At 52.9% G+C, this 26,618-nt stretch carries 28 protein-coding genes; 8 read left to right on the forward strand and 20 right to left on the reverse strand.

The window, feature by feature from the left end; translation table 11 throughout:
• Window positions 1-185: 185 nt before the first annotated feature.
• Complete coding sequence (locus L1N82_RS12095) at window positions 186-674, reverse strand: hypothetical protein (protein WP_235287644.1); 489 nt, start codon at window positions 672-674, stop codon at window positions 186-188.
• A gap of 304 nt (window positions 675-978) precedes the next feature.
• Between L1N82_RS12095 and L1N82_RS12100 the strand changes: the two genes are divergently transcribed.
• Window positions 979-1,302 (forward strand): hypothetical protein, encoded by a 324-nt coding sequence (locus L1N82_RS12100; RefSeq protein ID WP_235287851.1) that lies wholly within the window; start codon window positions 979-981, stop codon window positions 1,300-1,302.
• 694 nt (window positions 1,303-1,996) lie between these two features.
• On the opposite strand, the gene L1N82_RS12105 is transcribed toward L1N82_RS12100, so the two are convergent.
• From L1N82_RS12105 to L1N82_RS12120, 4 genes are all read right to left on the reverse strand, one after another.
• The gene (locus L1N82_RS12105) at window positions 1,997-3,649 is read right to left on the reverse strand and encodes a methyl-accepting chemotaxis protein (RefSeq protein ID WP_235287645.1); all 1,653 of its coding nucleotides are present in this window, start codon (window positions 3,647-3,649) and stop codon (window positions 1,997-1,999) included.
• A 25-nt stretch (window positions 3,650-3,674) separates the two neighbouring features.
• Window positions 3,675-4,679, reverse strand: a complete 1,005-nt coding sequence (locus tag L1N82_RS12110) for a BMP family lipoprotein (protein ID WP_235287646.1) — start codon at window positions 4,677-4,679, stop codon at window positions 3,675-3,677.
• Between the two features lie 357 nt (window positions 4,680-5,036).
• Complete coding sequence (locus tag L1N82_RS12115) at window positions 5,037-5,672, reverse strand: TVP38/TMEM64 family protein (protein WP_235287647.1); 636 nt, start codon at window positions 5,670-5,672, stop codon at window positions 5,037-5,039.
• Window positions 5,673-5,734: 62 nt separating this feature from the next.
• Window positions 5,735-6,412: a TIGR00266 family protein gene (locus L1N82_RS12120; RefSeq protein ID WP_235287648.1), complete on the reverse strand. Its 678-nt coding sequence runs from the start codon at window positions 6,410-6,412 to the stop codon at window positions 5,735-5,737.
• 166 nt (window positions 6,413-6,578) lie between these two features.
• Between L1N82_RS12120 and L1N82_RS12125 the strand changes: the two genes are divergently transcribed.
• On the forward strand, window positions 6,579-7,409 hold the full coding sequence (locus L1N82_RS12125) for an alpha/beta fold hydrolase (protein WP_235287649.1): 831 nt from the start codon (window positions 6,579-6,581) through the stop codon (window positions 7,407-7,409).
• On the opposite strand, the gene rlmN is transcribed toward L1N82_RS12125, so the two are convergent.
• Both rlmN and greA read right to left on the reverse strand, forming a co-directional pair.
• Window positions 7,406-8,470, reverse strand: a complete 1,065-nt coding sequence (gene rlmN / locus L1N82_RS12130) for a 23S rRNA (adenine(2503)-C(2))-methyltransferase RlmN (protein WP_235287650.1) — start codon at window positions 8,468-8,470, stop codon at window positions 7,406-7,408. The genes L1N82_RS12125 and rlmN overlap by 4 nt on opposite strands.
• A 54-nt stretch (window positions 8,471-8,524) precedes the next feature.
• Window positions 8,525-8,995, reverse strand: a complete 471-nt coding sequence (gene greA, locus L1N82_RS12135) for a transcription elongation factor GreA (RefSeq protein WP_235287651.1) — start codon at window positions 8,993-8,995, stop codon at window positions 8,525-8,527.
• A gap of 216 nt (window positions 8,996-9,211) precedes the next feature.
• On the opposite strand from greA, the gene L1N82_RS12140 reads away from it, so the two are divergent.
• The gene (locus L1N82_RS12140; RefSeq protein WP_235287652.1) at window positions 9,212-9,595 is read left to right on the forward strand and encodes a hypothetical protein; all 384 of its coding nucleotides are present in this window, start codon (window positions 9,212-9,214) and stop codon (window positions 9,593-9,595) included.
• Window positions 9,596-9,658: 63 nt separating this feature from the next.
• Here L1N82_RS12140 and L1N82_RS12145 read toward each other — a convergent pair whose 3' ends face one another.
• The 7 genes from L1N82_RS12145 to L1N82_RS12175 form a co-directional block, all read right to left on the reverse strand.
• Window positions 9,659-10,018: a hypothetical protein gene (locus L1N82_RS12145; protein ID WP_235287653.1), complete on the reverse strand. Its 360-nt coding sequence runs from the start codon at window positions 10,016-10,018 to the stop codon at window positions 9,659-9,661.
• Complete coding sequence (locus L1N82_RS12150) at window positions 9,996-10,289, reverse strand: hypothetical protein (protein ID WP_235287654.1); 294 nt, start codon at window positions 10,287-10,289, stop codon at window positions 9,996-9,998. Before L1N82_RS12150 ends, L1N82_RS12145 begins: the two co-directional genes overlap by 23 nt.
• A 47-nt stretch (window positions 10,290-10,336) precedes the next feature.
• A complete protein-coding gene (locus L1N82_RS12155; RefSeq protein WP_235287655.1) occupies window positions 10,337-10,585 on the reverse strand; it encodes a hypothetical protein in 249 nt (82 codons plus the stop codon).
• Between the two features lie 180 nt (window positions 10,586-10,765).
• Entirely contained in the window at window positions 10,766-11,527 is a 762-nt protein-coding gene (locus tag L1N82_RS12160) for a PHP domain-containing protein (RefSeq protein WP_235287656.1), read from the reverse strand.
• Window positions 11,528-11,600: 73 nt separating this feature from the next.
• Window positions 11,601-12,410 carry an energy-coupling factor transporter transmembrane component T family protein gene (locus L1N82_RS12165; protein ID WP_235287657.1) on the reverse strand — a complete coding sequence of 270 codons (810 nt, stop codon included), beginning with the start codon at window positions 12,408-12,410 and terminating at the stop codon, window positions 11,601-11,603.
• A complete protein-coding gene (locus L1N82_RS12170) occupies window positions 12,382-14,133 on the reverse strand; it encodes an ABC transporter ATP-binding protein (RefSeq protein WP_235287658.1) in 1,752 nt (583 codons plus the stop codon). Before L1N82_RS12170 ends, L1N82_RS12165 begins: the two co-directional genes overlap by 29 nt.
• Window positions 14,126-15,001, reverse strand: coding sequence for a cell division protein FtsQ (locus L1N82_RS12175; protein ID WP_235287659.1), 876 nt, complete (start codon window positions 14,999-15,001; stop codon window positions 14,126-14,128). Before L1N82_RS12175 ends, L1N82_RS12170 begins: the two co-directional genes overlap by 8 nt.
• Window positions 15,002-15,212: 211 nt before the next feature.
• On the opposite strand from L1N82_RS12175, the gene L1N82_RS12180 reads away from it, so the two are divergent.
• Window positions 15,213-16,043: a MurR/RpiR family transcriptional regulator gene (locus L1N82_RS12180; protein ID WP_235287660.1), complete on the forward strand. Its 831-nt coding sequence runs from the start codon at window positions 15,213-15,215 to the stop codon at window positions 16,041-16,043.
• Window positions 16,044-16,142: 99 nt separating this feature from the next.
• Here L1N82_RS12180 and L1N82_RS12185 read toward each other — a convergent pair whose 3' ends face one another.
• Entirely contained in the window at window positions 16,143-16,952 is an 810-nt protein-coding gene (locus tag L1N82_RS12185; protein ID WP_235287661.1) for an AAA family ATPase, read from the reverse strand.
• Window positions 16,953-16,965: 13 nt separating this feature from the next.
• On the reverse strand, window positions 16,966-17,559 hold the full coding sequence (locus L1N82_RS12190; protein WP_235287662.1) for a TetR/AcrR family transcriptional regulator: 594 nt from the start codon (window positions 17,557-17,559) through the stop codon (window positions 16,966-16,968).
• Between the two features lie 147 nt (window positions 17,560-17,706).
• Here L1N82_RS12190 and L1N82_RS12195 point away from each other — a divergent pair, with 147 nt between their 5' ends.
• Together L1N82_RS12195 and L1N82_RS12200 are read left to right on the forward strand one after the other, a co-directional pair.
• The gene (locus tag L1N82_RS12195) at window positions 17,707-18,594 is read left to right on the forward strand and encodes an ABC transporter ATP-binding protein (RefSeq protein ID WP_235287663.1); all 888 of its coding nucleotides are present in this window, start codon (window positions 17,707-17,709) and stop codon (window positions 18,592-18,594) included.
• Window positions 18,591-19,388: an ABC transporter permease subunit gene (locus tag L1N82_RS12200; protein ID WP_235287664.1), complete on the forward strand. Its 798-nt coding sequence runs from the start codon at window positions 18,591-18,593 to the stop codon at window positions 19,386-19,388. Before L1N82_RS12195 ends, L1N82_RS12200 begins: the two co-directional genes overlap by 4 nt.
• A 93-nt stretch (window positions 19,389-19,481) precedes the next feature.
• Here the strand turns inward: L1N82_RS12200 and L1N82_RS12205 are convergent, their stop codons facing one another.
• A complete protein-coding gene (locus L1N82_RS12205) occupies window positions 19,482-20,063 on the reverse strand; it encodes a uracil-DNA glycosylase (RefSeq protein WP_235287665.1) in 582 nt (193 codons plus the stop codon).
• Window positions 20,064-20,266: 203 nt separating this feature from the next.
• Between L1N82_RS12205 and L1N82_RS12210 the strand changes: the two genes are divergently transcribed.
• Complete coding sequence (locus L1N82_RS12210) at window positions 20,267-21,286, forward strand: serine hydrolase domain-containing protein (protein ID WP_235287666.1); 1,020 nt, start codon at window positions 20,267-20,269, stop codon at window positions 21,284-21,286.
• A gap of 24 nt (window positions 21,287-21,310) precedes the next feature.
• Here the strand turns inward: L1N82_RS12210 and L1N82_RS12215 are convergent, their stop codons facing one another.
• Window positions 21,311-22,333: an AraC family transcriptional regulator gene (locus L1N82_RS12215; RefSeq protein ID WP_235287667.1), complete on the reverse strand. Its 1,023-nt coding sequence runs from the start codon at window positions 22,331-22,333 to the stop codon at window positions 21,311-21,313.
• Between the two features lie 129 nt (window positions 22,334-22,462).
• Here L1N82_RS12215 and L1N82_RS12220 point away from each other — a divergent pair, with 129 nt between their 5' ends.
• Window positions 22,463-23,056, forward strand: coding sequence for an NAD(P)H-dependent oxidoreductase (locus tag L1N82_RS12220; RefSeq protein ID WP_235287668.1), 594 nt, complete (start codon window positions 22,463-22,465; stop codon window positions 23,054-23,056).
• A gap of 51 nt (window positions 23,057-23,107) precedes the next feature.
• On the opposite strand, the gene L1N82_RS12225 is transcribed toward L1N82_RS12220, so the two are convergent.
• Both L1N82_RS12225 and L1N82_RS12230 read right to left on the reverse strand, forming a co-directional pair.
• A complete protein-coding gene (locus tag L1N82_RS12225) occupies window positions 23,108-24,673 on the reverse strand; it encodes a BCCT family transporter (RefSeq protein WP_235287669.1) in 1,566 nt (521 codons plus the stop codon).
• Window positions 24,674-24,967: 294 nt separating this feature from the next.
• Window positions 24,968-26,533: a BCCT family transporter gene (locus tag L1N82_RS12230; protein ID WP_235287670.1), complete on the reverse strand. Its 1,566-nt coding sequence runs from the start codon at window positions 26,531-26,533 to the stop codon at window positions 24,968-24,970.
• Window positions 26,534-26,618: the final 85 nt, after the last annotated feature.

Genomic DNA, 26,618 nt, shown 5'->3' on the forward strand with positions numbered 1-26,618 from the left:
ACATAGAACTAAGAAATTTTTTACAAACAGTTAACTTCCATTGAAGGTGCTATGTGTTCTTATATCGTACCATATGCACTTGTAAAAGGTGGGGGTTCGGTTACAGATTGGGTATGCAGGGATTTCTTCTAGGGATCAAATCTATCGCCGGGTAAGCGGGCAAACAGCTTCTTAATCGGTTATCCTCAGTATTGATAATTGCCGCTGAATAAATATTTATAATACGACGAAGATTTGATCGTATTACGATCAGAAACAGGATTAGCCTCCAAGTCTTGACCCACTATAACCTTCCATGCCCCATTCTCTCGCCAAACCGGCATTTCTACTGTTACTTCTTCATCCATTTTTAACGATTGATGAGTGACAGTGGCCTTATATAAGCCATTATCAATTTTCACCAAATTAGTGGCTTCAAACCTTACAAGCCGGTCATCCATTTGTTCCATGCTCTCCCTCTGATCCTTAGGATTAGGCCATCTCAGGTCTCTCGTTAATTTCAACACCGTTTCAATATCACGTTCCTTCGAGGCTCTAGCGAGGTCTTGCAGCACTGAGCGTATGATGGCTTCTTCATCTTGGGTTCCGTTTGCCTCCATACCGAACGACAACTGCGTCGACACAAACACAGCCAAAGTAATCAGCAATAGCCTCTGCCACTTAACTTTATTCATCATCTTAGCCCTCCAGCATAATTCAATACGTTAATCCGTACATTCCCGTCAAATTTAAATACAATTTCATTTCGCTGCAAAAGCTGAAGCCCAGCCCTGATCCCACTCAAAGCAGGTGCTGGTCCATGTGCGTATCACAGATCAGTAAACATAAAAGATTACGAAAAACAAGCCAATAAAGGGGAGTAGAATGAAGGCGTTAATAAAAATAGACAAGAGAGCATAGATTCTATTTTGTTGGTCGGATTGCTTAAATAATGCTGCTAAAGATGCCGCGAAGTTAATAATAGATACAACCCCTATAATGGACATCAATATCGCGAATGCGATTCCGAACCTTATATCCAAATTCAACAGCAGGGGAAGGGAAAAGGAAACGAATGCGATTGATGCAATGACAACACTTGAAACAAACAAGACCAGGGCTAACGACCTGTTAACTCGTATCACAATTTGCCCCTCTCTCACAATCACAAATAATAGGGAAACAACAAGTGAAAAAGGGTTCTCACTGACCTACAAAGGGACGTTCGGCTATGCACCGGTCTTCGCCTACCTGGCTCAGGAGGGATTCGGCGTAAATGCGCAGCAGCCATCTTCATTTTTAACTTCGGGCGTTGAATTATGAATTGCGATTTCTGAGTATTCCTACAATGAATATGATTAGTAAAACTAAAACTATTGTAAGAAAGATGTAGAACCAAACTGCAGATAGATCTCCAATGAAAATGAGAATGCTCGCTGAAACGATAAGTCCGATATTTTCTTTGTTGTATTTCTTGAATTTGTCCTTAAATAATCTAAATATTAGTAAGAGTATAATGAAAACAATTATTGTATATACGATTGTTATCAACAACTGGTTAACCTCCCCTACAGATCTCCCTATTACCGTGATGAATTACTCCTTCGAAAACCAAGTAGCATAAGAATTATACCTAGTAGAACAGCTGCTCCTCCGTAGAGAAGCAATGCGGTCTCTGTCGCCGGGAGGAAAAAACCTAATATATATTCTCCCATACTACCATCTGGACTTCTTCCACTGAAGATATATGTACTAACACCCTCGTAAATGAGATATAAACCACACAACATACACAGAATTTTTACGAGCATTTTCATTCTATTTATACCTCCTAGGTCCGTAACTTAAAGACGATCATATGAACCATAAAGTTTAAAAATTTACACATTTATCCTATGTACATGAGAGCAGCATCCAAGAAAAACAGCGATCCCAGCCGAACATCATCGGCCAGAATCGCTGTTTTTTTATAAGCTATGGTGTTATTGCCCTGCCGGCTCCGCCTACAGCCTAAAGCCTACAGCCGGAACCGCTGCAGCTCCTGCTGCAGCTCGCCTGCGATCTGGCGCAGCTGCTTGACCTTCTCCGCCGCGAGTGCGAATGAGCGTCTCTGCTCCGTGGTGGAGGCGGCGATCTCCTCGCTTCCGCCCGCGGATTGCTCGGTGATCGCGCTCATGTTGGCGACCGCCTCCTGCACTTGGCTGCACATATGCTGCGAGCGGTTCATATCAGCTGTCAGCGTGTCCAGATGTTCGGCAATCTGCTGAACCTGTGAGCTGACCATGGCGAACGATTGGCCGGTCAGTGCTGCAGCCTCTTCCTGCTCGCGCGACAGCTCCATGCTCTTCGCAACGGAGCCCTTCACATTCCTCATCGCCGCCGTAATGCCTTCTACCGCGCTGAAGATCTGCTTAGCGGTAACAGCGGACTGGTCCGCCAGCTTCTTCACCTCATCCGCAACAACCGCGAAGCCCTTGCCTGCCTCACCGGCACGCGCCGCCTCGATAGAGGCATTCAGGGACAGCATGGTCGTCTGCTTCGCGATCTCGGAGACGTAGCCGGTCATCTGCGTAATTTCCTGTGCATTGACCTCGAGCGTCTGCACGGTCTGCTCGACCTCAGACATCGCCTGGCGGTTGGCCGCGACAACACGGAGCTGCTCCTCCATCTCGCGGCTGCCCTTGTCCATGATCCGGACGGCTTCACTGCTGTATGCAGCAGACTGCGCCGTTCCGGCCAGATTAGCTTCGAACAGCTGGCTCATCTCATCAACAAGCTCAACCGTAACCGACAGGTCCTCCGCAGTCTTCTGGCTGCCGACAGCCAGCTCCTCTGTAGCCGCCGCCACCTGATTGACGATCTCCTGCATCGTATCATTATGCTGATCAATATCCTGAGCCAAGCTGTCCACGCTGCGGCCTGCCTGGTCGACAGAATGCACGATGCCATACAGGTTGTTCTTCATCAGACGGAAGGAGCGGCTCAGCTCGTCCAGCTCATCCTTGCCCTTCGGCTCCGCAATCTCGACCATCAGATTGCCCTCGGCTATCTGTCCGGCCGCTTCGTTCAAGCGGCGAATCCGCCCTGCAAGCTGGCGGGATACGAACACATTGTAGGCCCCTACAGCCACAACCAGCACAATCGCGCCAGCCAGAGCGATCTGCCAGGTCAACTGGATGCTGTTCTCCAGCTCACGGGTCGACGCTTCGTAGCGTGATTCAGCAAGCAGATTGAGCATGTAGAGATCATTCTGAATTCCCTGTGCCCGGATGGCCTGGCGCTTCGCTTCCGGACTGTCCTGCCCGTTTACCGCCTGCTCGGTCTCGCCCTTAAGCTTCCCAAACTTGGTCTGTAAACTGGAGACCCATTCCTGCTCCTCTCCCGATGGCAATACACCGGACGCAACCTGCGCAACCAGTTCCTCTGCCTCCTGAAGCTCACTCAAAATGCTGGCTTTGTTGCTTTCGGTCATCGTAGCCGAGTAGTTGTTCAAGCCCTGGCTGATCTGCATCAGGGTGCCGTTCAGCTTCTGAATGTTAAGAAGTGTAGGTACCAGCTCTTTGTTCTGGGCATTCATATTGAGCAGCTGGAAGATAATATAAGCGACCAGCACTAGGGACGCTAGAAGTGAAATCAGCGCATTGAGCACCATTTTACCCTGTAGTTTCATCGAGTTCTGCCTCCTTCTCCAGATCTTATGGGAGTGTGATAACGGTGCTGCCCGCTGCCAGCTTCTCCGCGAATTCATCGTACAGCTGCTGATCATCCGGCCCAAATGGAACAACCCGGATCGGGGCAACCCCGATTGCGTTATCCTTTAAGCCAAAGACGATCTGCCTCTCGGGGAATCGTCCTTCATTCTTCAGGAAGGTCTCGACCGTTGTCCGAATCGCCACATCGACATTCTTCATCATCGAGGTAACGACCGCCTTCTCCGCGACGAAGAACTGGTCCGTGTCCACGCCAATAGCCAGCTTATGCTGCTTCTCTGCTTCCTGGAGCGCACCAACGCCTGTAAAACCAGCCGCCGCATACACAATGTCTACACTATCTTCACGGAACATTCTGCCGGCGATCTCCCCGCCAAGATCAGCGTCTCCAAATGTTCCCGCATATTCAACCACCAGCTCTGCTTCCGGATTAACAGCCTTCACACCCTGCTCGAATCCCGCCTGGAATTTATGAATCAGCGGCGCATCCACACCGCCAAGGAAACCAATCTTATCCGAACGGGTCTTTAGACCGGCTATCAATCCCACTAGATAACTGCCTTCCTCCTCCTTGAACGTAATGGAGGTCACATTCGGCAGCTCGGACGTCTCATCCACGATAACGAATGGAAAATCAGGATGCTTCTTCGCAATCGCCTCAAGGCTATCCTTCACCTGAAAGCCCAGCCCGATTACCATATCACTGTCTTGAACGAGTTCTTCAAATCCTTGGTCGAATGTTCCTACCTGCTCCAGCTCCCGGTAGTCGAATACAATTCCGAGCTCTTCTCTGGCAGCCACCAGCCCGGCAAAAGCCGCGTCACTGTAAGACTGGTCCCCAAGCCCCACATCAGACAGCATAACGCCTACCCGTACCCGCTTGTCTTCCGAAGTGCCTGCGTTACTGCCGCAGCCCGCCAGCGTAGTAATTACCATCACTGCTATAAGCCACAGCGAAGCCATTCGCCTGTTTACCGGCTTTCTCTCCATGCTTGTTCACCCCTATAATAATTTGTGTCTGTATTGCTGAAGCTGCATGAGTTATATATCGGTTCTTAAGTCCTACTAGTAGAGGTTTATTGCATACAAAATATAATTAATTAATAATCCGCAAAAACCCCGGCATTATCCGCAATTTAGAACAGTGCATTCATTTACAAATAGGTATAATAGAGGTAAAAAATCCCTGAGTTTCCGTCTTCCCCCGGATCACCATCATACATGTGCCATGGTTCCTGTATCTGATCATTAAGGCCTGCCACAAGGTCTGTGGTGCCAGAACAGTAGAAAGAGCCGGTCCAATCGTGACATGCACGACTGGACCGGCTCTTCATGTTCTGCTTTGTATTAGTCAGGACTGGATTTCACCAGTCCCTGCCTCCTTCTCCACAGCCGGTGAAGCCACCAGGTCAGCGCGAAGAAAGCCCCATACCCGGCAATAATGGCTGCTATCTGCGCAGGCTCGTTGGCAATACTGTCGCCTACTACTGCGAACAACACCATAGGCGGAATCTTGCCTAGTGAGGATGCAGTCGCATAGACTGCAAACGGCACCCGGCTGAGCGCCGCATATATATTTATCACAATCGATGGTATGAACGGGACAAGGCGGGCGAATACGATCGTCAGGAACGCGCTCCTCTCGAACATCTCCGTCAGCTTGTCCAGGCTTCTGTAGCGCCGCAGCAGCCTGCCTCCCCACTCCTGATACCCATACCGGACGAACAGGAACATGAGTATGGAAGCTGCCGCAGAGCCAATCCAAGTGATCAATCCGCCGATTACCGGACCGAAGGCAGCGCCGATAGCACCGCCTACGATCGGGTAAGGTATGGCCGGGAACAAGGCAAGCATCGTGGCCAAAACCGTAACCAGCGGAAAGCTGTCCGCTTCGTTCAGCCAAGCCATAATCGAAGCGCCATACCGGAAGATCAGATAGGCGGCGCCCGCATACAAAAGGGCAATACCTGTCTTTTTATACATGATGTACGCTCCTGTTCGTTAGTGGTTGCTGGCCTGGCTGCCTCGCATTCGCAGCCAATCTGCTATCTTGCCGGGATAAACTGCTTGATCCAGCTGCCAAAGCCTGCCGGGTTGCGACTCTGCACAAGCACGACGCCCTCGCCCCGGAAACGGCAGACCAGCGCCTCGCCGCTGGTGAAGCTGGACAGCCACCCGGCTGAAGCCTTCTCTATCTTGTAGTCCATATAGCTCGGCCAGGCAACCAGATGGGAGTTATCGATAATAACCTCTTCGCCCGGTGCCAGATTAATGGCATGGATCGCGCCGTAAGAGGACAGAAATACCGTTCCCCTGCCGCCAATCTCAATAATAAAGAAGCCTTCTCCCGAGAACAGGCCCTTCACGAGATTCTGCATCTTGGTGTTAATTTCTATTCCTGCTGTACCGGCAAGGAAGCCATCCTTCTGGACATACAGCTTATAGGACCCGTCCAGCTCAATCGCCTGCACATCGCCAAGTGTCGCTGGAGCAAGCAGGACCTCAGCCGGTCCTCTGGCTGCCTTCAACTCCTGAAAGAAGAACTTCTCGCCGCTCAGCACGCGGCCAATTCCCCGCATGATCCCGCCTTCCATCGTACCCTTCAGATCAACTGTTGGCGACATGGCTACCATTGCGCCCATCTCGGCTTTAACCGATTCGCCGCGCTCCAGATTAACCTGCAGCATCGCAAACGCGCCCTCCTGCACAACCTTGTAATTCATCGCTTCTCCCCCAGCCTTCATGAGATACCGTACATTTACCTTATTATACAGGTCGGTGTCAGCCCTGGAAACGCAAAATCGATGATGGCATTTAGCTGCAGTCTTATGAATATGCATAACAGATGTGTCCATAATCCGGAGATCGCATCTAACGGGGAGGAAAATCATGTATATCGAAGTAGAGCAAGGGGTGCGCATCTTCGTACGCGACTTAAATCCCGGTGAAGGCAGCCGCCCGGTCGTGTTTGTTCACGGATGGCCGGTTAATCACCGAATGTTCGAGTACCAGTTCAACGTGCTGCCCCATTACGGGTACCGCTGCATCGGACTGGACCTGCGCGGCTTCGGCAAGTCGGATAAGCCTTGGCACGGCTACTCCTATAACCGGATGGCCGATGATATCCGCGGGGTTATCGAAGCGCTGAATCTGGAAGACGCTGTGCTTATCGGCTTCTCCATTGGAGGTGCCATATCCGTCCGCTACATGGCACGCCACGGCGGAGCACATATCACGCGGCTCGCGCTGATTAATGCCGCCGCCCCATTATTTACCCAGCGGCCCGACTATTCATACGGCCTTCCCGTCCGGCAGGTCGATGAGCTAATCAGCCAAACGAGCAATAACCGGCCAGCTATGCTGACCGGTCTGTGGGATCAGTTCTTTAACCGCAACATCGGGGAACCTCTTGTTCACTGGTTCCATCACCTTGCGCTGGAAGCGGACTCCCATGCCACAATTGAATGCCTGCTCTCGCTGCGGAATGAGGATCTCCGCCCTGATCTGCGCAGTGTCCGGGTGCCTTGCACAGTCTTCTACGGCGTGCATGACCGGATTGTACCCTACCCAAGCGCCGGGGTTCTGCAGCAGGGCATCGCCGGCTCGCGGATTCATCCGTTTCACAACAGCGGCCATGGGCTTGTCGTCGAAGAGAAGGAGGCGTTCAATACCGCCCTCCTCGACTTCCTGCATGAGGACCGCCCGCCGGTATCCGGCTAGTTGGCCGTCTGCTTGATCTGCTTGCTCCGCAGCTGGCCGCAGGCCGCATCAATATCTGCTCCATGCTCCAGACGGACGCTGACATTGATGCCCTGCTTCTTCAAGACATCATAGAACGCACGAACCGCTTCCTGCTCGCTCCGCTGATATTGGCTGTGCTCATCTACCGGATTGTAGGGGATCAGGTTAACGGCTGCCAGCTGCTTCCGGTCCCCGATCAGCCCAGCGAGCTCAAGCGCATGCTCCGGCTTGTCGTTGACATCCTTAAGCAGGATATATTCCAGCACGATCCGCCTGTTCGTCTTCTCCAGATAATAATCAATGGCTTCCATGAGCTTGGCAATTGGTATCGCCTTGTTGATCTTCATAATCCGGGTGCGCAGCTCATCATTGGGCGCATGCAGGGAAACGGCGAGATTCACATTCAGATCGCTGTCGGCGAACTCACGGATTTTCCCCGCCAGGCCGCTCGTCGACACCGTAATATGTCTGGGACCGATTGCAAGTCCCTTGTGATCCTTAATGATTCGCAGGAAATTCCCCATGTTCTCATAGTTGTCGAACGGTTCTCCGATTCCCATCACGACAACGTTGCTCACACGCTCATCCTTGCCCGCACGGTCCAGATGAAGCTGGACCTTCATGATTTGCCCAACAATCTCGCCTGCCGTCAGATCACGGCTCTTGGCCAGCAGACCGCTGGCGCAGAAGCTGCAGCCAATATTGCACCCCACCTGTGTCGTGACACAGACGGACAGCCCGAACTTATGGCGCATCATAACCGTTTCAATTAGATTCCCGTCCTGCAGCCTGAACAGGAACTTGACGGTTCCATCCGCCGATTCCTGCTTAATATGCTGTTCCAGCGTCTCAATGGCAAAATGTCCGGCAAGCAGTTCCCTGCAAGCCGGATTCATCTCTGTCATCGCTGCAAACTCCGTCACGCGCTGGCGGTACAGGGCATCCCACACCTGGGCGGCACGGGATCTCTTCTGCCCATGTTCCTCCAGCCAATCTCCCATCTGCTCCAGTGTTAACCCATATATCGAATCGTTCTTCATTATATCCTCTCTTCTGTCCGGTTCAATCTCCTGAGGAAAGTGTCCGGGGTTCTGCTAGCCCTTGATCTCCAGCAGCTTGTATTCAATGACGCCGACCGGCGCATTAACGCTAACCTTGTCCCCGACCTTCTTGCCACGCAGTTCCTTGCCGAGCGGACTCTCGTAGGAGATGCGGTTATCCGCCACATTCGCTTCCGCCGGGCCTACCAGAGTATATTCAATCTTCTCGTCGAACTCGATGTCATGAAGAACGACTACCGACCCTACTCCGACGACTTCCTTGCCAGTACTCTCCACAACCTTGGCTGTACGAAGCATGCGCTCCAGCGTAAGAATTCGCGTCTCCATGAACGCCTGATCATCCTTGGCTGAGTGGTATTCACTGTTCTCCTTCAGATCACCGTAGCTGATCGCCGTCTTCAGACGTTCGGCCAGCTCTTTGCGCCTGGGGCCCTTGAGCTCTTCGAGCTCCTCTTCAATCTTGGCAAGCCCCTCCGGGGTTAATATCGTCTCATTGCCTTCCATCTGTTCCCACTCCTGTCTTATTACTGTACTTGTAGTATAACCGATTTAAAGGGCGGAACTATTCATTTATACCACGGAATTGTAATAAAATGCACACCCCCGGCAAAATAAGTCCAACCATATCTGTCGGGATTGAATTGACGCTCACCAGAATGCGTAGTATCATTTCTTGGATGGCCTTACCATCATACTATATTAAAGGCGGTGTGACATCCTGTGAACACCAAGATATCGGTCATCAGCCTTTACTTGGTCATCATTTATTGGCTGTCCATGCACGTGCCGATGCTAAAACCACTATTCTATCCGACGCTCGGAACCTTAAGCTATGTACTCGCTACGCGCCAGCTAACCATCCGGGAGTCGGCGTCGATTATGACAGGCGCGGTCGCAGCATCGCTGCTCGGGACCGGCTTTCACTACTGGCTGCCGGAGACGGTTGCTATACTTGCAACGTTCCTGCTCAGCGTGCTCATGATTCAGCGCTTCCGCCTTAACGCGCCGCCGATTCTGGCTATAGCCTTGATTTCGTATTTTGCACCGCCGACTCTGCGTGCCCCCTTTTCCCTTACCATTAACCTCCCGTCATCCAACCCTTAACTGAATTTACAATTAAGTCATAAAAAAAGGCGTCATCCCTCTTCGGAATAACGCCTCGTCGTCTTATTCATACTTCTGCAGCTCTTCCTGCAGCTGCTTGGAACGCTTCGCATTCCCCTCCGCAAAGTTGTACAGCCGGGTCTTCAGCTCATCATCATGGTGAACCCGCTCAGCCAGTATGGTATAGGAACGCAGCATTTCTGTCTCATCCTCCAGGTACTGCTCCAAAAGAGCCTTCGTCTCTTGAGGCGTCACGCCGCATTCCTGTCCGTTCTGATCACAATCCATATAGCCTCCTGTCCGGGATTTCCCTGTGTGTACGATATCATCCCCTGCTTTACCTATATTGGTCAACGTCTCCATGTTGTATACCGCAGGTACAGGCTTGAAGGCTGCTTCATTACACCAGGACACCTGGATCATGATAAACAGCATAGTTAACGCTCTCTGTGCATAAATCGTCTAGGCGTATTAGAGCTTGTTCCAGTAGAGCCCCATCTTCTTCCCTTATATCCCGTTCTATTAAAATCATATGAAAGTACTGAATTAGCAGCTCAGCGATCTTTGTCAGGTGCCTTGTTCCTTTTACCAGCTCGGTTATTTCCGCCAGGAAGAATTGTAGTTGGGTATTATCACCCTCACCATTAAACCTGTCCTTAAACACTCTCAAAAAGAAATCAAAGCCAAATCCCATGAATCCACTCCTCTTATACGTTAGGCCAGTGTCCTCTGTTAGGGGATCTAACCCAGATACAGAACCTCACCACTATCCTTCTTTGCGCGAATGGTGATTTTCCCAAGGCATTGCTCTGGATGAGCGTAGCCACCTTCTGCTTCATTGAATAAAGCAGCTAGTATGGACTCCATCTCGGCTAATGTAGTGTCTTTGGGAAGGTTGTGCACACGCATTAATTCCGTGCTGTTATAAGCATCTTCCGTTCCATCGACTTCAACTTTACCAAATGCTCTGACTTCAAATTCTATCTTCATTATTCCATCTCCTCACCTACTAAAATATTCGCTGTTAACGGAAGCAGAATGCCCAATTATTCCAGTTTATGTTAACATAAACCCTAGCACATATGCACCGGTGAAGCCATACCAATGTCAAAAGGACAGCCCTTGATGGACTGTCCTAGTTAACTCTTAACTACCTCCACATGTAACGTCCTACTCCGCCACCTGCATCTCTTTCTTCAGCAGCTTCTTCAGCTGAGCCGCGGACTTGACCTTCACATCCAGGCACGGGGAAATGCTGATCTTATAGTGGCCGCCCAATATCGCCTGCCTCAGGTCATCTACGGTATGGCACGCTTCGGTCAGCTCATTCACAATGCAGCCGTACTGCAGATGCTGGTGGGTGTCGCTGCCGCCCACCACAGGCTTGCCGAGCCTCGCCGCAAAATCATAGACCCGCTTGCTGTATGCTTCCACGCCCTGCGCATGCAGATCCTTGCCGTTCAGATCGAAGGCATCCAGCCTGCGCAGCTCTTCCTCAGGGAGATGATGCAGCGGCGTACCCTCACGAAACGGATGCGCTCCGATTTTCAGCACATTATACTGCTCTGCCAAGTCCAGAAGCCCCCGGAACGGGATAAAAGCGCCCTCCTCCGTATGGCCGCTCAGCCTTGAGCGCATCGCAGCGATATCCGCCCGGTCCCCGATGATCAGAATATGGCCAGTCTCCTGAATATCGACCTCGATACCGGGAAACAGCCGCACGCCTTCGACCTCGTAATAACCGTAACGATAGGGATAATGCCGGTCCAGCGTCTCGTAAATCTCTTCAAATACCAGCGTATTGAAATGCTCGGTTATCGCCAGGGCGTCCAACCCGTTCGCCTTCGCCTCACAAATCATTTCCTCGAAATAGTTCCGGTCAAACCGTGTTTTCTTCGACAGCTTAATATGGGTGTGAAAATCAATAATCATGGCAGTCTCCTTGTTCTCTAAGTGAAGTAAACTCAAATCCGATCAGTTTCAGAGGCATGCTATGCTCCCGTTATCAGGTCAGGCTGAACAGCAGCACAACATATAAGGCCGATATGGCCAGAAACAGATAATCCCTTCCCTGCATGCGCAGATGAGCCAGCTTGATCCTGCGGACCTCCGCATCGTAACCGGCATACGAGAAGCCCTTGGTCTCCAGTGCCTCTACCGTTGTACGGGCCCGCTTAGCCATGCTGAGCAGCAGCGGGTAGAACGAGAGCACCGCGATTTTGACAAAGTAGATGACACTCCGCCAGTACAAGATGCCATGCTTCTCCGGCGCCTTGCCCCTCAGACGGAACGATAAGAAGATATGATGATATTCATCCAGCAGGTTCGGCAGCATCCGGTAGCCGTAGGCGATGCCGAAGGACACCTTGGCCGGAGCGCCAATCTTGAGGAGGCCGTCGCTCAGCTTCTCGGGGTCCATCGCGCAGAAGGCCGTCACACTCGCCAGTGAAATAACGGACAGCTTGAGCGTCAGCACAGCGAGCGGCATGATCGTGTCCCAGTTGCCGCCGAAGAACCACGATGCCACCAGCATGTAACCCGCTTGGCTGAGCAGGCCCATACAGAGGATGGCGATAATAAGCGGGCTGATCCGCGACATGACCGTCGTGATGACCATGAAGACGAACATGCCGAGCAGGACCGGCTCCTGATGAATGAACCACGGCGCAATGCCGAAGAACAGATACCAGATGAACAGCGTCCGGGGATCCAGTCTGGCAAGCAGCGTGTCCGCGTTGCCATAAGCGGTGTTCAGCAGCTCAATCTTGATCTGCTCCACCGAGATTTTATCCAATAGCTTGCGCACCTGCTCCATTCACGGCCACCCCCTCTTCCTGGCCCGCTCTGCAGCGGGCTGCAAATTCCTCTACCGTATAACAGAGCGGCTGCATGCCCATCCGCCTGCTGAGCTCCACGATCTGCGGGGCGGTCAGGCCCGCCTGCGCAAGCAGATACGGGTCTCCGAATACGCTCTCGCGCGTCCCGTCATGGATGACCTGCCCCTCATGCATCACGATGATCCGGCTCGCCCACTCGGCCACCAGCTGCATGTCATGCGTAGCAATGATAACCGTGTCCACATGCCGTCTTACTTCCGTCAGCATGCTGACGATGTCCTTGCGGGTGGCAATATCCAGGCTGGCGGTTGGCTCATCCAGCAGAATAATCGACGGGTCCATCGCCACCCCGATCGCAAGCGACGCCCTCCTCTGCTGCCCGCCGCTCAGCAGCCGCCCGTCCCGCTCCTGCAGCCCTGTCAGGTTGAAGCTCGCCAGAATACGGTCCACCTTCTCCTGATAGTTCTCTACCTTCCGGGCCTTCAGGAAAAATTCCACATCCTTGCGGATCGAGTCCTCAATGAACATATCTTCCGGGTTCTGATAAATGTAGGTGACCAGATCTGCCAGACTCTCTGGCGATGTCCTGAGCGTGTCAATCCCTTTCACGTGGACAGAGCCGCTCTCCGGCTTCGTCACACCGGTGATCAGCCGCAGCAGCGAGGATTTGCCCGCACCGTTGTTGCCAACAAGCGCCACCTGCTCACCGGGGTAGAAGGACAGCGTAACCTCGCGCAGCACCGGCTTCTTGCCACGCTCTACCGTCTTATACGAGAAAGACGCGGCCTCTGCGGTGACAACCGGCTGGTCTCTGCGAATCAGCTCAGGAACTGCAAGAACGTCCCCCGCTGCGGGGGCCTTACCCTCTACTGGGCTAAAATACAGCTCCGCCTCCTCCAGCGTGACCGGAAGCTTGCCGTGACTGCCGTGCATCCTATGAGCGGCCTGCGTCACCTGCGGCGGGAACACATCATGACGCAGCAGCTCGCCCACCTGATTCAGCGCCTCGTGCACCGGCTTCTTCCAGACGAGACGCCCGCCAGCCATCAGGACCACATGCTTACAGTAATCCGCAACAAACTCGGTATGATGCTCGATAACAATAATGGTCATCCCGTGCTGCTCGTTGAAGCGCTGGAGCAGCTCATAGATCTCTCTGGCATGGCAGGGGTCAAGCTGTGCGATAGGCTCGTCTACAATAAGAATGTCCGGTCCGAGTGATACGGCTCCCGCCAAGGCGAGCAGATGCTTCTGGCCGCCGCTCAGCTGCCAGATGAACTCCCGGGGACTCGCATCCAGTCCTACCATCGCCAGTGCCTGCATGCCGCGTTCCTTGTAATCGCGCATCCCGTAATTAAGCGGGACGAAGCTTGCATCATCCAGCACAGTCGGACGAACCAGCTGGTTCTCGAAGTCCTGGTAGACATATCCCACATGACGCGATAGCTCGGATACGGAATGCTCGCCGGTACGAAGGCCGGCTATCGTCACCTCGCCAGCGTAATCCCCGGTATAAAAGTGCGGAATCAAGCCGTTCATTGTCTTGCAGAGGGTCGATTTGGCACTGCCGTTGCCGCCAATGATGGCCACGAAATCTCCCTTGTCGATCGACAGCGACACATTGCGGAGTGCAGGCTCCTCTGCACCCGGATAGGTGAATGTCAGATCATTGATGCGGATGACAGCCTGCTGTTCATCCATGGCTGACGCCTTTCCCGCCTGCGTTTCGTCTGCGGCTTACCATTACCAGGATAGTGACCAGAGCCACCAGTGCTGCGGCCCCGATGCTGATCCAGATGAACCAATCGCCATAAGTGTCAACGAAGTCGGCATCCCATTCAATGAGAGCCATATCCGACTCGGCCATAAATTCCGCGATCAAGGCTGCGCAGGCCGCCACGATGGACAGCACAATAACGCGCGGGCCAAGAATCTGGCCGAGGGAGTACCGGATCTTATTGTCGCGAGGCTTCATGCCGAGCAGGGGTTCGATTTTCCCGTAGAGTCTTGGAACCAGATACATGGTCGGCAGGAGCGCGAACAGAATGCCGGAGAACAGGACATCGTTCAGGAACGACACGCCCTCAATGACAACCACACTTTCCGCAAGTCCAGGTACAGCCTCCAGCTCCTCGATTCCGACCCATACCTTGCCGATATCGACCATGGAGCTGATCATCTGATGAATGGCTACACCGGTTATGGCGGCTATTCCGACCTGGCGTCTGTTCTTCGGGTCCCGCACAAGCGAGCCTGCGATGAACATCGCGAGTGAGAATGCGAGGAATTTCTCCAATTCACCCAGCCCGCCGAACTGTCCCAGCATGATTTCGCCGAAGATCACCTCACCCAGCGAAGCTCCGATTGCCGCGTACAGCGGATGGAACAGAATGCACAGAGTCAGCGGGATAAAGGCGAAGTACTCCACCGAAAGTTCAATGGAGCCGAACCGGAACGCGGGGATCAGCTCGGTTATCATGTTCGACAACCCGTATAGTGACATGGATAAAATAAAAACCATCATCTTCTGTGATTGGGTAAGCACATACCTCTGCTTCATGAGCGACATTTCTTCCATTCCCCCCTGGGCTAATTTAACCTCAGTATAGGAACCGTTTATTAACGGGGGATATGCGTGATGTTAGTGTTTTGTTAATATTTTTACATATACTATTACTATGTAATTTTATTTACACACTTTGCTGCAGCCGGTTTGCCCTTGCTGTTTAGCCCGTGATAGACTAGCCGTATATACGATCCTGACAGGAGACTTTAATACGATGACAGCGTTCAACTGGGACACCGGCAACCTATCACCGAACCAATACAAGATTGCGGACTATATTCAGAAGAATACCCAGCTGGTGCTCTTATCCACCGAGCAGGAGATAGCCGATGCGCTTGGGCTTAGCATTGCATCGGTTTCCCGCTTCTGGCGGTCAGTTGGCTATACCAACCTGAAGGACTTCAAGGCCAAGGCCAGGGAGCAGCTGGAGATTACGCCTGCGGCGAAGATGAAATCCATCATGCACAAGGTTCAAGGAGACCGTCAGCAGCATGAGCTCCTGGACATGGCTGTCTCCAATCTGGAGGAGACGATGGCGCATTTTGACTCTGGGCAGTTTGATCAGGCTGTTCATGCCTTAACCGGAGCGGAGCGGGTGTTCATCTATGGGCAGGGCCCTTCGCAGGGACTGGTTGAGCTATTGGATTACCGCATGACCCGTCTCGGGCTGGAGATGAAGCGCATGCGCAATGGCAGCGAGCTGTTCGAGGATCTGATTCATGTAACGGAACGGGACCTTGTCGTGCTGTTCTGCTTTATCCGCATGCTGCCCGAATCGAAGGTCATCTTGGAGCAGGCGAAGCAGGCCGGGTACCGGACTCTGCTGATCACCGACCGGCTGGTGTCTGATTTCACCGATCTGGCTGACTATACCCTGTTCGCAAGCCGCGGGGAAATGTGGGAGTTCCACTCTATGGTTGCGCCAACCTTCCTGATCGAGAATCTGATCATTGCCGTCGGGATGCGCAATCAGGAAGCCAGCCTGCGCAAGCTTGAGGAGCTGAGCCGGCTGCGAAAGCAGTATGCCGCCGATCTGCCGCGCTAGAAAAAGAGGGAGAAGATTGGCGAATTGCAAAAAGAAAGAGCAGGCAAGCGGTAGCTTGTCTGCCCTTGTTCCTATCAGCTATGGCATGGCCTGCGGCCTTCATTCGAACAATTGCTTATGCTTATTGAAAAACCGATAAAAAAACCGTACATTGTCCAGCTCGAACCATTCTGCGGTCTGCAGGGGCCTGGCATCCAGATTATAAATCTTGGCCTGCAACGTCCCTAAAACAAAGGGAGAATGAGTGGCGATAATAAATTGACTGTCCAAATATCGTGCCAGCTCATTGATTTGTTCAGCCAGCCTGATCTGATTGGCAGGAGAAAGTGATGTTTCCGGCTCGTCCAACAGATACAATTGCCCAGGCAGCAGATACTCCTCGAAAAACTGCATGGACGTTTCCCCATTCGAGTATTTTTCTTGGGAGAATTGAATGATCTCCATCTTCTTCTTGTACTCATACGTTGTTTCATACTCAGCCGCCTGCGCCTTGCTCATCCCTTTGTTCATCTGCTGATATAGGATATCCTCACGCAGCACGGAGTCTTGCTGTATTTTCTTGATTTCATATAAGATATCCTCTGATTTCATATACCGGCTTCCTTCCGGAAGCTGCCTGATTTCCTTATCCTGCTCATCCGCCCCAAGCTGATAGCTGCTCAAATCGAGGAAACGCCGAGCATACATATCGTCCCTGCTGCTTGTCATTCTTTCCGCCCCGGAGATTCCCAGCTTGTTCGCGATCACATTGAGCAGCGTGGATTTTCCGCTGCCATTATTGCCATACAGCACCGTAATCCGGTCAAACAAAAGCACCTCTCCAGCCACATGCTTGAATACATAATCAGGGTAGATGTTGGGGTTTCGATCCGTATAATCAGACAGCTTGAAGCTCCTCAAATAAATCATTGCCGTGCTCCTTTTACCCGTCTCGCCTGTTCAGCAGGCCGTAAAAGAACATTTTGGACAAATCCTCAGCCAGCTTCGAATTCTTCTCTTTGTCCGGGGAAAACTCAAACTGGTTCATCGCATTCTGCAAAATGTTTAAATACGCCATAATGGACTCGTTCGAGATCGACGGATCGATATACCCCTCCCGCTTGCCTTCCTCCAGCAGGCCGACCATGAAAGGAATGTATTCGCGGTACAGCTCCTCAATCACCCCTCTGATTCCATCATCCTGCATCAATGCATTCAGGAAGTCGGGGCTTAGCTTGCGGGATACATCCGTCGTTTCGAAAATTAACCGTTCAATCTTAGCCGGATAGCTGATTCCAGGCTGGCTCGTTGTCGCAACCCGATCCTCCCACTCCTGCTGCAGATAAGAACGGATCACCTCTTTGACCAGCTCATCCTTCGTGCCAAAATGATTATATATCGTCACCGGCGATACATTCGCCTTCTTGGCTATTTCCGCAAGACTTACCTTCTCTATACCGTAACTCGTAAATAAATTAATCGCCGCCTGGCGAACCTTCTCCTTCTTCTTCTCCGTTCGCAGCTGATAACCGTCCAACTTACTCACCTCTTCTAATAGCTTAAAGGATGTTTTGAACGGATTCAACATATCTTATTCAAAACGTGTTGACACCTGCTCTATATGAATCATATTATGAATAATATATACTGTAATTATTCATTTCATTTGGGAAGAAGGGATTAAATGAGCATACAGCTGAACCGTCTAAGCAAGGCCTTCGGTCCCGGCAAGGGTATCTTCGATCTGTCACTGGAAGTCAGGGAAGGCGAGGTGTTCGGGTATCTGGGCCCTAACGGGGCGGGAAAATCGACGACCATTCGCCATCTGATGGGCTTCATGAAGCCCTCCGGCGGCTCTGCCAGCATCCGCAAGCTGGACTGCTGGAGCAAGAGCGCGGAGATTCAGCAATTCGTCGGCTATCTGCCGGGCGAGATCGCTTTTGTCGAGGGGCTGAACGGGAGTGAGATGCTTGACCTGCTGGGCGGCATGCGGAAGATGAGAAGCACGTCGAAGCGCAAACAGCTTATTGACCGCTTCCAGTTCGATGTGAAGACGCCGATCAAGAAGATGTCCAAGGGCATGAAGCAGAAGGTTGGCATCGTGGCAGCCTTCATGCATGACCCAGACATTCTAATTCTCGACGAACCCACCTCCGGCCTCGACCCGCTTATGCAGAGTGAATTCATCCGGCTCATTCTGGAAGAGAAGGCCCGCGGCAAAACCATCTTCATGTCCTCCCATCTATTCGAGGAAATTGAACGTACCTGCGACACGGTCGGGATTATCAAGGACGGACGCCTGGTTGCAATCGAGAATATACACAGTCTTCAATCTTCCAGGCAGAAAATGTTCTCGGTAACGGTGAAGAGCCAGGATGATGTCCAGCAGCTGCAGCAGTCTGGTCTGCATATTACCGCCGTGCAGGAACTCACCGTCACCATTGAGGTTCAAGGCGACTATGAAGCGCTCGTGCAGGCTCTTGCCCGCTGCGGCATTGCCAATATCAGCATCCGGCAGCAGAGCCTTGAAGAGATGTTCATGGATTACTACGATCGGGGGATGACAAAATGATCAGCTTACCCTTGTTCAAGGCTTCGATGAAGAAGACACTCAAGCTGCTGCTCGGCTTTTCCCTCGTTATGGTCTTCTACCTGCTTACTACAGCCTATATGTACGACCCAAGCGGTGAATCCGACCCATTCAGCGCGCTTCCAGAGGGCATGCGTGAAGCGCTCGGCCTGCTGGACGGACCGCAAACCATCGAAGGCTTCCTGTCCACCGGCTTCTATGGCGTTACCTTCCTGGTATTCATGGCCATCTTCTGCCTGATTGTCGCCAATCAGCTGATGGCAAGTCTCGTCGACCGCGGTCCTATGGCGTATCTGCTGGCTACCCCGGTATCAAGGGGAAGAGTCGCACGGACGCAGGCTGCTGTGCTGCTCGTTTCCCTGCTGGTGATTGCCATCGTCCTAACGGCCGCAGGCCTGCTGGGCATTCCTGGTGTAACTGGCGGTGCAGCGGTGGATGTATCTGTATTTGTCCAAGTTAACCTAATCGCTTTCCTAATGTTCTTCGTTGTCAGCGGCTATGCGTTCCTGTTCTCATCGCTCTTCAACGAGTCGAAGCAGGCCTTAACCGCATCGGGCGGGCTGACGCTGTTCATGTACCTCTGTGGCATTCTCGCCAACTCCTCGGCTGAGCTTAACTGGCTCAAGAATCTTTCCCTGTTCAGCGTGTTCCAGCCCTTATCCATTGTACAGGGAGAGACTCCGGTCGGACTGCTGTCTGCCTTATTGGTTGTAACGGGTGCAGCGCTCTATGCGATAAGCTTCACTGCATTCAGAAGGCGGGATCTGCCGCTGTAAGATTTCGCTCACCAAAAATACACTAGTTAAAGGAGACCAGTCCAATACAGTTGGATTGGTCTCTCGCTAAGTTGACCAATTGTAATCTATCTGTCATTGGGACAACTCCGTCAGCTTCTCGCGTACAAGCGCCAGATCCTCCAGCAGATATCTCATAAGCACCGGCCGTCTGCGCACAGCAAGCGGATGATAGGAGAACACCGCCGGGATGCCTTCATAGTCATGCCATGCTCCGCGCAAACCCTTAACATCCATCTCCTCAGTCTGATACAGCTCCTGCACAACGGTATTGCCGAGCCCCAGCAGGATGCGGGGCTTTTGCCGCTCCAGCTGAAAGGCCAGATGGGGAGAGCAGGCCGCTCTTGCAGCCGGCTTGTCATAAGCGCGGATCGGCCTGCACTTCAGCAGGTAGCTCACATAGATTTGATCCAGCGCAATTCCGGTCTCGAGCAGCCCCTGCTGCAGCGTGTCTCGCGTACCGCAGACGAATGCCTGTCCATCCTTGTCTTCACGCGCTCCCGGATTGTCCAGCAGAATGAAGACAAGAGCTTCGGGATTTCCCTCCCCCCATACCATGCGGCGCCGCTGCCCCGCCAGCTCGCATTTCATGCAGCCTGCCGCATACAGAGGAACCTCCTCCTCTGGCAAAATAACAGAACCTGTGCCGCCCGGCATACTTAAAAGCCTCCTCTGTCGACCTGCCTCCGCTAAAGAACAGCAGATTATCCGGGAATAATGCCCTTATTATCCCAACAGCAACCCTGAAATAAACGCTTATGCCGTGATTCGGCTGGCTGGGTCATTTGGTGCTTGTCCGCTTCCAGATCTGGATATAACATGTGAATGACAGCCAACCAAATGAAGGGAACGATGTCCGAATGTCTACAGCTGCCATTGCTGAAGCCCTGCACGCTTATCTTGAGCCGCTTGCAGAGGAGCACAAATTCAGCGGAGCGATTCTGTCATCCATGAATGGCCGTATCTTGTTCTCGCAAGGATACGGGGAGGCCAACCTTGAGCTGGGGGTTCCCAATACCCCGCAGACCAGATTCCGTATCGGCTCGATTACCAAGACCTTCACCTCCACAGCTGTCATGCAGCTGATGGGCCAAGGCCTGATCAAGCTCGAAGACACGATTGACCGCTATTTTCCCGATCAGCAGGGCGGCACCGGCATCACGATTCACCATCTGCTGACTCATACATCCGGCATTCCCAGCTATACGGCAGATCCCTCCATGGCGCAGTGGTGTGCTCAGAGCTGTACCCCCCGGGAGCTCGCAGAACGCTTCATGGATCGGCAGCTCGAATTCGCACCTGGTGAACGCTACGCCTATTCCAACTCCGGGTATGCCCTGCTGGGTCTGCTGATTGAACAGGTGTCTGGGTTATCCTACGGCGATTACCTGAAGAAGCATATCTTCGCGCCCGCAGGCATGACGAAGACCCAGGTCGATGACCCGGGTATGCTTGTGCCCATGCGGGCAGCAGGCTACCATACGGCAGAGGACGGCGCGCTGCTTAATGCCCCATATTTTGATATCTCGAACGCCTTCGCTGCCGGTTCTATCCTCTCGACTGTGGAAGATATGCATCTGTGGGACCTGGCTCTAGCCTCAGATGCCCTGCTGGACGCCTCTCTCAAGGAGCAAATGTTCACCCCGTATGCGGCGGATTCCGAGCAGGGATATTCGTATGGCTATGGATGGATTATTCAGGAGTCACCCTACGGCAGGATAGCTGCTCACAGCGGCGGCATTCCAGGCTTCACCTCGCTGCTGATGCGTTTTCTGGAAACGGGTGTGACCCTGCACGTGTTGAGCAACATATTGCAGGATATTAATCCGATCAGCCAGGCTACAGCCGACATCATCCATAAGCAGCTTAATCCGGCATAGAGACTTGGCGGGACTGTCCCCGGTCTATATCGCGCTCGCTCTGTCCTGCTGGGAAGCCAGCCTGTACTGCTTTGGCGTTAGTCCAGTCCACCTCTTGAAGGCGTTCTGGAAGGCACTCGGCTCTGAGAAATGCAGCAGGTATGCAATCTCGGCAATCGTATACTCGGGCTTCGCGAGGTAACCGGATGCAAGCTCCCGCCGGACCTGGTTTAACAGATCCTGATAGGTGGTCTGCTCCTGCTGCAGCCTCGCCTGCAGGCTGCGGGCACTCATCTGGAAGGCCTGTGCAGCCTCCTTCAGCCCCGGCAGCGATGCAGGCGCCAGCTTCAGCAGCCAATTATACAGCTCATCGGTGAATGTGCGTCCCTGCAGCAGCCGCTGCCTTGCTCCCTCCGCAATCGCTTCGAACGTCCGCAGCAGCTTGGCGTCACCAAACACAATCGGGTATTCGAGCACTTCCTTCGGCACCCGCATGCGGCTGGCCGGCCTATCGAACAGCGGCTGAACACCCATCACGTTCATATAATCAGCTAGCGGGACTCCCGCTTCGGCAGAATGGGCAAAATGGAGCTCCTTAAGCGCTATGGTCCGGCAGCTGAGCTTCATCATCAGATGATACACGGAGCTGACCATGTCCTCCATGCAGTGCCTGCCCGGCTTCTTGAGCGGGCTGGACTGGAAGGAGGTCGTAATCAGGAGGTCGTCCCCCTGTACCTCTGTATCAATATTAAAGCCGCTGCACACGATCACATTATAGGTCTGGTATGCCTTTAAAGCCTGACCAACCGTGCCGGAATGAAGCATAACGTAACCCAGTATTCCGAGATCGGCCACCTCCACTCGCTGCCCCTGATGCAGACCGAACAGCGGATCTCCCGTCACGGCAGCAGCCAGCTCGGTAACCCGCTCGAAATCCTGCTCCGGAAGCCGGGCCTCGGCATCCTCCAGCAGCTCTCCGCTGATCCGGGCCTGCCCTAGAAATTCCTCTTTATCAAAGCCGCTTCGCAGAATCGTCTTCATGATCGGATACAGCAAAGCTACCGACACGCCAAAGTCCCTCATAAATACCCCCCGCCTGCATGTTTGGTCAGTAATCGTGCACCATTCATCATATTCGTTCCGCTCCCGGTTATTGTACGCTTAGTCTATCTTATCACAGCGACAAGGAGATGGAATATGAGCACACAGAGGCGAAACAATATAGCCGTCATCAACGGGCATCCCGATGCGGAAAGCTATTGTACAGCGTTAGCAGCTTCATATGTAAAAGGGGCAGCGGGCAGCGGCGCTTCCGTAAGAGAAATTTCTCTTGGGTCGCTGCAGTTTAACCCGAACCTGCAGTATGGATACCGTCAGCGGACCGAGCTGGAGCCTGACCTGCTAGCTGCACAGGACATCATTCGCTGGGCGGATCACCTGGTATTCATTTATCCGTTATGGTGGGGCACGGTTCCCGGAATTCTGAAAGGGTTTATTGACCGCGTGTTCCTCCCCGGCTTTGCCTTCCAGACTAGGCCGAACTCCCAGCTGTGGGATAAGCTGCTGACCGGCAAATCCGCCCGAATGGTCGTCACCATGGATTCGCCGCCATGGTACTTCAAGCTGGTGCATCGTTCAGCCGGGCACACGGTTATGAAGCGGGGCATTCTACAGTTCTGCGGTGTTAATCCCGTTAAGATTACGGATATCGGCCCTGTTAAGCCATCTACGGCAGAGCAGCGGGATAGATGGCTGCAGACTGTGCATGACTTAGGGGCCCGGCGCTTATAGAGTGTCAACCGCATTGCCCGAGACCAACGCCTGGCCGCTTACCCGGCCGCTTTATTTCTGCTCATGTGGGGCAGAACGATCATCCGACTTCTCCTGCAGACGCCGGAACCGCTCGATATCCTCCTTATGGATAGGAAGCGGCTCCTTGCGAATGAGCTTCACCGTGCCATAGCCGAGCAGCAGGAGCAGCACCGCGAATGGCAGAGCCGCGACCAGCGAAGCCGTCTGCAGTGCCTTTAGTCCGCCGGCATTTAAAAGAACGCCCGCTATAGCGGCTATGAGCACGCCCCATGTGATCTTGACGAACTTCTTCGGATGCAGGCTGCCGTAGGTTGTCATACTCCCCAGAATGAATGTCGCCGAGTCTGCTGATGTCACGAGGAAGACGAAGATCAGCAGAATCGCCAGTACCGACAGAATAGTCGTGAACGGCAGCTGTTCAAACAGCTTGAAGAGCGCATCCGCCTTATTCTGGTCGACTACAGAAGCAATATCCGTATCCCGGTACAGATCCTGCCATAATGCGGTTCCGCCCAGCACGGATATCCAGACACAGGCAATAGCCGGCGGTATAAACATGACACCGATGATGAATTCACGGACGGTGCGCCCCTTGGAAACCCTGGCGATGAAGGCACCAACGTAAGGCGACCAGGCGATGGCCCATGCCCAGTAGAAGAGGGTCCATTCACGCAGCCAGCTGCCGCTGCCATACGGCTCCATCCGCAGGCTGTACCGGACAAAGTTGCCTATGTAATCGCCAAGCGCCAAGGTGAAGGATTTCAGAATGAAGACGGTTGGCCCCGCGAAGAATACGAACAGCATCAACCCGAGTGCAAGACCCAGATTAACATTGCTTAAATACCGGATTCCCTTGTTAAGCCCGGTTGTCGAGGATACCGTATAAGCGGCAAATACGGCCAGAATGATTCCGACCTTCACATAGAACTGTTCGCCCAGGCCAAACACCGTATTGAGGCCGCTGTTCATCTGGAGTACACCGAGACCAATCGAGGTGGCAATACCCATTACCGTTGCAATAACAGCGAAGGAGTCGACGGTATGCTTGACGGCCGGCTTACTCCCGGTCACCGGCTCAAGAGCCGTAGACACCAATCCATCCTTCTGCTTGCGAAACCACAGCAGCGCAATGATAAGGCCCACAAGGGCAAAGACCGCCCACTGGCTGATGCCCCAATGGAAGAAGGCGTACCCCAGGGCGATTCTCGCCGCTTCCTCCGAATTGGCCTCTGCACTTCCGAAGGGCGTCTCGGCAAAATGACTCATCGGCTCCGCTACTCCCCAGAACACAAGGCCCACGCCAAACCCTGCCGAGAAGAGCATGCCAACCCACGTGAAAAAGGGGAATTCCGGTCTCTGATCCTCGCCGCCGAGCCGGATTCCTCCATACTTGCTAATTGCCAGTCCGATCAGCAGCAGAATAATCATACCTACCACGAGCAGGTAGAACCATCCGAACTTCTCCGTTGTAAATGTAAACAGCTGATTAGCTGTATCTCCGAATTGCCCCGCCATAACGGCACCCAGTATGACCAGTATAATTACGATCGATGTCGATACCAGGAATACCGGGTTCTTGAATATCCGTCTCTTCATGATTAAGGTCCCTCCATATCACCGTAAAGGGCCAAGCGAACAAGCCCGTCTCTCACCTCCTGTGGGGCAGCAGTCCGTTATTCCCAATCCATGGCCTAACGGTCAATTCTCTTACAGGGTCTAATACCACTTCCTGTTTCCAGCGAAGCAGTATGGGTTCCATTAACTGTCACCCGTTGAATTCACTAGATAAGAGTTACTGGCTTCTACTCTCACGACAAAGAAGGAAGCGCCGTGATGCAGGCGCTTCCTTCTTCTATATGACTATAATAGATCTTATTTCTGAATGCCTGCTTATCTCGCCTTGCCTTTACGCTCCGCCGCATCTGCAGCCTTCTCTTGTTCATGAATAAACTTCGCGTCTACCTTACGAAGCGGCAGCGGTTCCTTGCTTAAATATTTGACGGTTGCCAGCACCAGTAAGAGCAGCAGAATGGTAAACGGAAGGGCCGCAATCAGCGAGGCGGTTTGCAAGGCTTCCAGGCCGCCTGCATACAGCAGAACAGCGGCAATCGCGGACATTAGCACACCCCAGACGATCTTCGCATACTGCCCCGGATTCAGGCTTCCGTATGTCGTCATACTGGCAAGAATATAGGTTGCCGAGTCTGCGGAAGTGACCAAGAAGGTGAAGATCAGCAGAATGGACATAATAGATAGAATATCGGTAAACGGCAGGAATTCATACAGCTGGAACAACGCGGTCGCCAAATCGCTGTGAACCGCTCCTGCAATATCTGTCCCTTGGTTCAGGTCATTCCACAATGCCGTGCCCCCGAAGGTCGCGATCCATACACAGGCAATCGCCGGCGGGATAATCATGACACCGAGTATAAACTCCCGGATCGTCCGTCCCTTGGATACGCGCGCAATGAAGGCTCCCACGAAAGGTGACCAGGCGATAGCCCATGCCCAATAGAAGATCGTCCAGTCACGAACCCAGGTACCTCCAGTGTAAGGCTGCAACCGGAGACTGTACTGAATGAAGTTGGCAAAGTAATCACCAACAGCCAGGGTCAATGTCTCCATAATAAAGACAGACGGTCCTGCTATGAAGACGAAGAGCAGCAGGCCGAGCGCCAGTCCGAGGTTCAGGTTACTGAGATACCGGATGCCTCTCTCCAAACCTGTAGAAGATGAGATCATGTAAGCAACGAAAATCACCGCGATGATCGCAAGCTGAATGCCAACCGAGCTGCCGGTGCCGAACACCGCGCCGAGGCCGCTGTTCATCTGCAGCACCCCAAGTCCTACCGAGGTTGCAATCCCCATCACCGTCGCGATGACAGCGAGCGAATCGACTGTATGGCGGACCACTGGCTTCCGGCCGACAACCTGCTCCAGAGCGGTTGAGATCAGCCCCTTTTGCTGCCTCCTAAACCACAACAGGCCGATGACAAGTCCTACGATCGCGAATACCGACCACTGGCTAACACCCCAATGGAAGAAGGCATAGCCCATCGCCACCCGAGCCGCTTCCTGCGTCTGCCCTTCAATCCGTGCGAACGGCGCTGTGAAGTAGTGACTCATCGGCTCCGCTACCCCCCAGAAGACAAGACCGGCCCCAAAGCCGGCCGAGAAAAGCATGCCAATCCACGAGAAGAACGAGAATTGAGGCCGTTCATTTTGCCCGCCGAGACGGATGCCGCCATACTTGCTTATAGCCAGCCCGATTAGAAAGATCGTGATGACAAACACCGCAAGCAGGTAGAACCAGCCGAACTTACTAGTCGTTAATAGAAATAATCGGCTCGCCGTCTCACCGAATACTTCCGGCATGAGAGCCCCAATTAGCACGAATAGCACAATGATAGCTGCCGATACAGAAAAGACAGGGTTCTTCCAAACCTTGTGATTCATATTTTGACCACCTTATTTCATTTCAGATTTTGTTGTTCTGGCATCCAGCAAAGTATTTATTCTTGTTCATCCCTTACAACCCGCT

Origin of the sequence: Paenibacillus tarimensis, assembly GCF_021532315.1 — a bacterium.
Lineage (GTDB): Bacteria > Bacillota > Bacilli > Paenibacillales > Paenibacillaceae > Paenibacillus_I > Paenibacillus_I tarimensis.

Bases quoted from the DNA above. Each gene is read 5' to 3' on its own strand.
- L1N82_RS12200 (WP_235287664.1), top strand. From the start codon at position 18,591: ATGATCAGCTTACCCTTGTTCAAGGCTTCGATGAAGAAGACACTCAAG.
- L1N82_RS12210 (WP_235287666.1), top strand. From the start codon at position 20,267: ATGTCTACAGCTGCCATTGCTGAAGCCCTGCACGCTTATCTTGAGCCG.
- L1N82_RS12125 (WP_235287649.1), top strand. From the start codon at position 6,579: ATGTATATCGAAGTAGAGCAAGGGGTGCGCATCTTCGTACGCGACTTA.
- L1N82_RS12160 (WP_235287656.1), bottom strand. From the start codon at position 11,527: ATGATTATTGATTTTCACACCCATATTAAGCTGTCGAAGAAAACACGG.
- L1N82_RS12100 (WP_235287851.1), top strand. From the start codon at position 979: ATGGACATCAATATCGCGAATGCGATTCCGAACCTTATATCCAAATTC.
- L1N82_RS12225 (WP_235287669.1), bottom strand. From the start codon at position 24,673: ATGAAGAGACGGATATTCAAGAACCCGGTATTCCTGGTATCGACATCG.
- L1N82_RS12155 (WP_235287655.1), bottom strand. From the start codon at position 10,585: ATGAAGATAGAATTTGAAGTCAGAGCATTTGGTAAAGTTGAAGTCGAT.
- L1N82_RS12095 (WP_235287644.1), bottom strand. From the start codon at position 674: ATGAATAAAGTTAAGTGGCAGAGGCTATTGCTGATTACTTTGGCTGTG.
- L1N82_RS12145 (WP_235287653.1), bottom strand. From the start codon at position 10,018: ATGATCCAGGTGTCCTGGTGTAATGAAGCAGCCTTCAAGCCTGTACCT.
- L1N82_RS12110 (WP_235287646.1), bottom strand. From the start codon at position 4,679: ATGGAGAGAAAGCCGGTAAACAGGCGAATGGCTTCGCTGTGGCTTATA.
- L1N82_RS12165 (WP_235287657.1), bottom strand. From the start codon at position 12,410: ATGGAGCAGGTGCGCAAGCTATTGGATAAAATCTCGGTGGAGCAGATC.
- L1N82_RS12195 (WP_235287663.1), top strand. From the start codon at position 17,707: ATGAGCATACAGCTGAACCGTCTAAGCAAGGCCTTCGGTCCCGGCAAG.
- L1N82_RS12115 (WP_235287647.1), bottom strand. From the start codon at position 5,672: ATGTATAAAAAGACAGGTATTGCCCTTTTGTATGCGGGCGCCGCCTAT.
- greA (WP_235287651.1), bottom strand. From the start codon at position 8,995: ATGGAAGGCAATGAGACGATATTAACCCCGGAGGGGCTTGCCAAGATT.
- L1N82_RS12180 (WP_235287660.1), top strand. From the start codon at position 15,213: ATGACAGCGTTCAACTGGGACACCGGCAACCTATCACCGAACCAATAC.
- L1N82_RS12150 (WP_235287654.1), bottom strand. From the start codon at position 10,289: ATGGGATTTGGCTTTGATTTCTTTTTGAGAGTGTTTAAGGACAGGTTT.
- L1N82_RS12205 (WP_235287665.1), bottom strand. From the start codon at position 20,063: ATGCCGGGCGGCACAGGTTCTGTTATTTTGCCAGAGGAGGAGGTTCCT.
- L1N82_RS12185 (WP_235287661.1), bottom strand. From the start codon at position 16,952: ATGATTTATTTGAGGAGCTTCAAGCTGTCTGATTATACGGATCGAAAC.
- L1N82_RS12230 (WP_235287670.1), bottom strand. From the start codon at position 26,533: ATGAATCACAAGGTTTGGAAGAACCCTGTCTTTTCTGTATCGGCAGCT.
- L1N82_RS12120 (WP_235287648.1), bottom strand. From the start codon at position 6,412: ATGAATTACAAGGTTGTGCAGGAGGGCGCGTTTGCGATGCTGCAGGTT.
- rlmN (WP_235287650.1), bottom strand. From the start codon at position 8,470: ATGAAGAACGATTCGATATATGGGTTAACACTGGAGCAGATGGGAGAT.
- L1N82_RS12175 (WP_235287659.1), bottom strand. From the start codon at position 15,001: ATGTCGCTCATGAAGCAGAGGTATGTGCTTACCCAATCACAGAAGATG.
- L1N82_RS12105 (WP_235287645.1), bottom strand. From the start codon at position 3,649: ATGAAACTACAGGGTAAAATGGTGCTCAATGCGCTGATTTCACTTCTA.
- L1N82_RS12220 (WP_235287668.1), top strand. From the start codon at position 22,463: ATGAGCACACAGAGGCGAAACAATATAGCCGTCATCAACGGGCATCCC.
- L1N82_RS12170 (WP_235287658.1), bottom strand. From the start codon at position 14,133: ATGGATGAACAGCAGGCTGTCATCCGCATCAATGATCTGACATTCACC.